This window comes from Campylobacter sp. BCW_4323, from assembly GCF_001763115.1.
Lineage (GTDB): Bacteria > Campylobacterota > Campylobacteria > Campylobacterales > Campylobacteraceae > Campylobacter_D > Campylobacter_D jejuni.
This window is the reverse complement of sequence record NZ_MJYC01000059.1, coordinates 1-1,239: the sequence shown is the minus strand read 5'-3', so window position 1 is coordinate 1,239 and position 1,239 is coordinate 1. Positions and strand designations below refer to the sequence as shown.

The 1,239-nt window shown below is 33.7% G+C and carries 1 pseudogene; it reads right to left on the bottom strand.

Annotation, left to right across the window (positions count from 1 at the left end):
* Positions 1 to 1,221 (bottom strand): annotated as a pseudogene (locus AJN60_RS09750) (hypothetical protein); the annotation flags it as partial.
* Between the last annotated feature and the right edge of the window lie 18 nt (positions 1,222 to 1,239).

Sequence of the window (1,239 nt, the reverse complement as noted above, 5' to 3'; positions counted from 1 at the left end):
GGGCTTTTTATTTGTATCAAATGCATAAAAAGTTATACCATTGTTGCCTGCTTCTATAGTTCCACTATTTTTAAGGGTTTCTATCTTGTTGCCATCACCTATGAAGATAGCATTGCCGTTTTGATTTTTGATTAGGCCTGTGTTTTCAAAATTTTTAATAGTGGAGCTTGTTTGAAGCCAACTTTGAATGAATATTGCTCCTGATAATTGTTTGGCTCCAGATGTTCCTTCTATAGTACCACTGTTTTTAAAATTATCTATAGTAGTGCTTGATATATTTATACCTACTCTTCCTGAAAGAATACCTGAGTTATCAAAATTTGTTATAGTAGAAGCTTGAAGATTTACTCCGACGCTTGCATAAGAAGCCCCGTTAACCCCTCCTGGATCTGTTTTTCCATCACCTTTTACAGTTCCGCTATTGATAAATGTTTGGATTGTAGAGTCACTAATATACATTCCATGATTTACCCAATTGTTTGCCTCTTGACTACTACTTTGAATAGTGCCGCTATTTTTAAGAGTTTGTACATTAGTATGAGTAAACTGGACAGCTTCTTTATTTGTTGAACTTATAACTCCAGTATTGTTAAAATTATTAATCGTGGATTTATTATCGGCAAGACCTTGGAAAAAAACTCCTTTATCGCTTGAAGCTATAGTTCCACTGTTATTAAACTGATCCACAGTGAGAGTTCCCTGACCTCCCCAAATTCCCATATAGACATTTCCATTGATTTGACCTGTATTTTCAAAAGTATTGACAGTGATGGTTCCTTTAAATTGTTGTCGATAATTCTCTACGCTTACTTTACCATTAATGGTTCCATGATTGGTAAGATTAGTAAGAGTAAGAGTATCACTGTTGCTAGCATGGACATAAATGACTTTGTCATTACCAGTTAAAGTTCCGGTTTTTTCAATTGTTATAGAATGAGGACCATTTCCATTAACTTCTATTGTGTTAGTTTGCGAATTGCTTACAGTCGTATCAATTCTAGCTTCAGGACTATACATACTTATTGCTGATCTAGCTTTAGTATTTTTATGAACTTCATCATAAGTTTTTATTTCAGAATTTAATGTAGCATTAGCACAACTCGCTAAGAAAGAAATAGTAGCTAAAGATAAAACTATCTTTTTAGAATTTAAATAGGGCTCTTTGGAAGTCATATCCCCCCCCCCCGTAAACACCTTACTTGTAATAATATTTTTACTCAAATATTTTTCTCCTTCCTT